This is a genomic window from Desulfosarcina sp. (assembly GCF_033791525.1).
GTDB lineage: Bacteria > Desulfobacterota > Desulfobacteria > Desulfobacterales > Desulfosarcinaceae > Desulfosarcina.
Genome location: NZ_JASJGN010000316.1, coordinates 1 through 5125 on the forward strand (window position 1 = coordinate 1; position 5125 = coordinate 5125).

The 5125-nt window shown below is 57.2% G+C and carries 4 protein-coding genes; 3 read left to right on the top strand and 1 reads right to left on the bottom strand.

Going from position 1 to position 5125, the window contains the following annotated elements; translation table 11 throughout:
- Nucleotides 1-391: 391 nt before the first annotated feature.
- Nucleotides 392-2620 (bottom strand): alpha/beta fold hydrolase, encoded by a 2229-nt coding sequence (locus QNK41_RS15890; RefSeq protein ID WP_319258644.1) that lies wholly within the window; start codon nt 2618-2620, stop codon nt 392-394.
- A gap of 140 nt (nt 2621-2760) precedes the next feature.
- On the opposite strand from QNK41_RS15890, the gene QNK41_RS15895 reads away from it, so the two are divergent.
- From QNK41_RS15895 to QNK41_RS15905, 3 genes are all read left to right on the top strand, one after another.
- Nucleotides 2761-3189, top strand: coding sequence for an NIL domain-containing protein (locus QNK41_RS15895; protein ID WP_319258646.1), 429 nt, complete (start codon nt 2761-2763; stop codon nt 3187-3189).
- Entirely contained in the window at nt 3186-4229 is a 1044-nt protein-coding gene (gene mnmA, locus QNK41_RS15900; RefSeq protein ID WP_319258648.1) for a tRNA 2-thiouridine(34) synthase MnmA, read from the top strand. The genes QNK41_RS15895 and mnmA overlap by 4 nt, the downstream gene beginning before the upstream one ends.
- Before the next feature lie 261 nt (nt 4230-4490).
- Nucleotides 4491-5125 (top strand): radical SAM protein (locus tag QNK41_RS15905; RefSeq protein ID WP_319258650.1); only part of this gene is annotated, 635 nt, incomplete at its 3' end.

The following is a 5125-nucleotide window of genomic DNA, read 5'->3' on the forward strand; positions in this document are numbered from 1 at the left end:
GGCTTGGCTTTGAGCTTATCAGCTTAACAGCTATTCTGTTCACGGTTACCGGTTGACGGTCTCTGGTTTTTGGTTTGTGGCTGCCTGCTCACCGTTCACTGTAGATGTGAAGGTAAGAGGATTGAAGGGAGAGGATGTTGACCTTAACCGTCAACCGGTAACCGGAAACTGTCAACCTATAACCGTTCACTAATCGGTCTCTGGTTTGTGGTTCACTGCTCACTGCTCTCTGTTTTCTGAGTTCAGGGTTCGGCTTTGAGCCTTGAGCTTATCAGCTATTCTGTTCACGATTCACGTACAAGCACTCAAATCCACTCTATCCCAGCGATTTCACCAACCAATCAAACCAACCAAACAAATTGAACCAATTAAACAGTCTGTTGTCTCTCGATCAATTGCTTTCCTCGGTCTTCAATTCCCCGTGTTCAGCTCCAGCTTCCGCCGATGGCGATAACGATCGCGGCCCCTTGCGAATGTGGTCCAGAAAATCACCGATGGCCCGGTACACCCGCTCCGCACCGTCTCCCAACAGGATGCCGTGGCGCTGAAAGTTAAACAGGACCATCTGCTTGTCCGTCGAGCCGAGCAGCTTGAATATTTTGTCGGTTCCCTTGGGATTGACCACCGGGTCTTCCCGTGACTGAATCACCAGGGCCGGTGCCGTGATCATCGGCAGCCGCGGCTCTAAGGACGACATGAGCCGTTCCAGTTCGCGAACCCCGGCGATGGGGTTTTTGAAATAGTTGATCTGCGGATTCTCCGGATGGTTGTCCACAAAGGTCTTTTTGGCCTCATCCAGGTTAAAGCGTTCCATGAATTGGTTCCACACATCCACGGCGGGAACGAAACGGGCGGCCATATCATGCAGCCGCAGCGGGGCGGACACGGCAAAGACACCCTCCACCGCAGGTACCCGCTGGGCCAGGTCCAGGGCCAGGCCGGCACCGGTGGAAAATCCCCCGGCGATCACCCGACGACACAGGTTGCTGATGATGGCATACCCGGTGTCCATGGATTCGATCCAGTCCTGAAAGGTGCATCCGGCCAAATCTTCCGGGGCGGTGCCGTGCCCCTTCATGCGGGGGGCGTAGACCCAGAATCCCATTTTCCCCAGGTATTCGGCCAGACCTCTCACCTCAGCCGGGGCCGCCATGTAGCCGTGGGCCAGCACCACGCCCACCCGGCGGCGGTCCCCTTTGATCAGAAACGGCCGGCCGACATCCTTGGGCTTTGATGTTTTCAGCGTCGAAAATGTCTCATAGTCACGATTGAAATCATCCAATGCGTGTTTGATTAAAAGCCGGGTTACCTTGCGTTTCAGCCAGAACCCGGGCTGCCAGCACAGGCGGGAGATGCGGCGCTGAAGTCGGGTCAGCGGTTCCACTTCATTGGCCATGACGGCAATGGGGTTGTCGATCCGTGATCGATGAAAATCGAATATGGTGCCCAGGCGCGCGGCATTTTTTTTCAGAACGGCACCGTCGGCTGCCAGCACGCCCTTTTCCATGGCAAAATCCAAGAACTCGCTGAATTTGCGGTATCGGTCGTCGGTGAGCAGGTGCACCTGGTTCTTGTCGAAGCTGTTGTGCAGATAAACGCTGCCGGAGTCCGCCTCTTCCTGCGACACCAGGAAGACGCGGCGTTTCAGATTGTCTTTGTCGATGCGGCTGACCGGCGACTTTTTCAGGCAGGCGGCGAACAGGTGATCGTGATTGACCGTGGTCATCCGATAAATGGCGGCCATGTATTGCTGCATGATCTTCAACGCTTCATGCCGCATGAATTTGCGTGAAGGGATCGCGTCGTCGAAACCGATGGCCGCAGACGACCGGATATCGCACTGAACCTTCCGGCAGGAGAGGTTTTTTTTGATTTCAATGGGTTCACCGAAGCGCATGTCGATATCCACGCCTGACAACAGCATGGCCCCCTCGGTCATGATCTCCTCGGCCACGCGTTCGGGCAGTTCCTCCACCATGCGCCCGGCCAGGCGGCTCAGGGCGTTTTCCCGTGCTCGCAGCGGGTAATAGGTGAGATTGACCGGTACGATGCAGGTGGGCTGAGGGCTGATACTCTCCACGGATGCCAGGTCGAACCGGTCTATCAGACGCTGGGCCTCTTGCGGGTTGCAGCGGGCCATATCGGCAATACGCTGACGGTAGAACTCGGTTCTCAGGGCCAGGGTGGCGGCGCCGGTGTGGGGCGGGTGCTTGCCGCCGGCGTAGGAGATCATGTAGCGCCCCTTTTCCATGATCTTCTTGTTTTTGACCATCCGGCCTTCGGGAAATACGATCCAGCAGGCTTCGGCGGTGAGCAGGGTTTTGACCATCAACCGGTCCCGGTGCGGCGATTGGGTGGAAACGGCACCCAACTGCTCGAGGTAGCGTCCGAACTTGCCCACGAACAACTCCGGGGCAGCCAGCGCCCACACCGGCCTTCCGGTCAGCCGGTGCAGGTGGTAGGGCAGCAGAAACGTTTCGATCCGCGTAAAGTGGTTGACCACGAAAATGGTGGCGCCGTGGGGGATATTATCCGCGCCATGGATGTTCATGCGGGCACGGGTGAGACCGGCAATGGTTTTAATGGCCAGGCCGGTGGTGCGGTATGCGAAACGATTCATTGATCAGTTTGGGCTGAAATGCATGAGAGAGAATCCGGGTGGCCTGATGTGCGATTCATCTATACGATTGACACCGCTTAATCCAACCGTTAGATTACATGGCTTGTTATTAAATGTAAAGAATCATACGGAGACAACTGGTGTATTCGAAAATACTCAAATTGCGGTTCCCCGTCACGGAAGTCCAGAAACCGTTGGTCTGCAATCTGGCCCGGGAATTTGATCTGATGTTTAACATTCTCAATGCCGGCATCCTTCCCCGCAAAGAGGGCTTCATGGTGCTGGAGATCTCCGGCAGCCGCAAGAATTACAAAGATGGCGTCAAATACCTGAAAAACCAGGGGGTGGATGTACAGAACGCCTCCCAGGAGATCAAGCGCAACGAGAATAAGTGCACCCACTGTGGATCCTGCACGGCCGTGTGCCCCACCGGCGCCCTGTCCGTTAAACGGCCGGAGATGGCGGTGGATTTCGATCAGCAAAAGTGCAGCGTCTGTGAACTGTGTGTCACCGCATGCCCGCCGCGGGCCATGGAAGTGCGTCCCACCAACCAGCTTTTTTTTGAATGAGCGGTCCCATCGCCATTGCCGTTTCCGGCGGCGTTGACTCCCTGGTTTCCGCATACCTGCTCAAACAACAGCAAAGCGATGTTTTCGGCATCCATTTTCTCACCGGTTATGTAAAACCAACCGAATCGGGTATCGAAGGGCTCAAGGCGATGGGTCGGCAACTGGACCTCCCGGTTGTGGTCGTTGATCTGAAGGAGCAGTTCAAGGCCATGGTTGTGGACTATTTCACCGCCGCCTACCGGAACGGAGAAACCCCCAATCCTTGCCTGGTGTGCAACCCGGCGATCAAATTCGGCGCCCTGCTGGATGAGGCCCGTCAACTGGGCGCCTCACGCCTGGCCACCGGCCACTACGCGCGGGTGGAAGGCGGGCAGGGGACGCGATATCGGCTGCGAAGGGGTGTGGACGAGATTAAGGATCAGTCTTATTTTCTCTCCCGCCTCACCCAGGATCAGCTGGCACGTGCCTGTTTCCCGCTGGGGACGCTGACCAAGGCGAAGGTGAAAGCGCTGGCGGCAGCAAAAGGACTGCAGCCGCTGACCCGGCAGGAGAGTCAGGATGTGTGTTTTATCCGCGACACCGGCTATGCCGATTTTCTCATCCGGACCACCGGTATCCGCCCGCAGCCGGGAGATATCGTGGACACCGCCGGACATCGGGTGGGTACCCACAGCGGGCTGCACCGGTACACCGTGGGCCAGCGGCGGGGCATCAATTGCCCGGCAAGTGCGGCCTATTACGTGGTCCGGCTCGACACACGGCGCAACCGCCTGGTGGTTGGGTTCAAGGACGAACTGGCCGCCGACAGCTGCCGGGTAGGGGACATCAACTGGATCGCCGGTGTTCCCGATGGCCCCATGCAAGCCGATACACGCATACGCTACCGCCACAAGGCCGTGCCCGCGACTGTCTCGCCGGTGGGTCACGACTGCGCCGAGGTTCGGTTCGATCAGCCCCAGACCGCCGTCACGCCGGGGCAGGGGGCGGTTTTTTATCGGGGGGATGAGGTGATAGGCGGCGGCTGGATTGTTGCTGAATAACGGTTTGTTTGTTGAATTTGTTGGTTAGTTGAATTGGTTAATTTGGTTTAATTGGTTTGATTTGTCTTATTAGTTAAATTAGTTATTTAAATCGGTTGCATAGAAGGGGTTTGAGTGCTTTTCTGTGAACCCTGAACCCTGAACCCTGAACCCTGAACCCTGAACCCTGAACCCTGAACCCTGAACCCTGAACCCTGAACCCTGAACCCATCTCAACCAATCAAACCAACTAAACCAACGAACCAATAAAACCGATTTTTTATGAAAAAAATCTTTATAAAAACCCTCGGCTGCAAAGTCAACCAGTGCGAGTCCGAGGCCATCCGCAATGCACTGGTGGAGTCGGATCCGGGCCTTGTCACTAGCAACGACGGCATGGCCGACGTCGTGATCGTCAATACCTGCACGGTGACCCGCAAAGCCGCCATGCAGAGCCGTCAGGCCGTTCGTCAGGCCATCCGGGCCAATCCCGGTGCACGCATCGTGGTCACCGGCTGCCACGCCCAGACCGCACCGGCGGAGCTGGCCGCCATCGACGGCGTGGATCTGATCGTCGGCAATCAGGACAAGCATTTGATACCACAACAGATATATTCCGGCCTGCCCAAACGCGCCGGCGACGATGCGCCGGCTGCAAGCGTGGACATCGCCGATGTCGGTCGATTCCAATCCTTGCCCGGCATCGCCCACGGCAATCGAACGCGTCCGTTTTTGAAAATTCAGGACGGCTGCAACGCCTTTTGTACCTACTGCATCGTGCCCCATGCGCGCGGAAGAAGCCGCAGCCTGCCCATGGACCAGGTATTGCGCCAGATCGAACAGCTGGGGCGGCTGGGCTACCGGGAAACGGTGCTCACCGGGATCCACATCGGCTGCTATGGCCGCGACCTGACACC

Excerpts from the sequence above, each read along its gene's own strand:
- QNK41_RS15890 (WP_319258644.1), bottom strand. The coding sequence starts at position 2,620 with ATGAATCGTTTCGCATACCGCACCACCGGCCTGGCCATTAAAACCATT.
- mnmA (WP_319258648.1), top strand. The coding sequence starts at position 3,186 with ATGAGCGGTCCCATCGCCATTGCCGTTTCCGGCGGCGTTGACTCCCTG.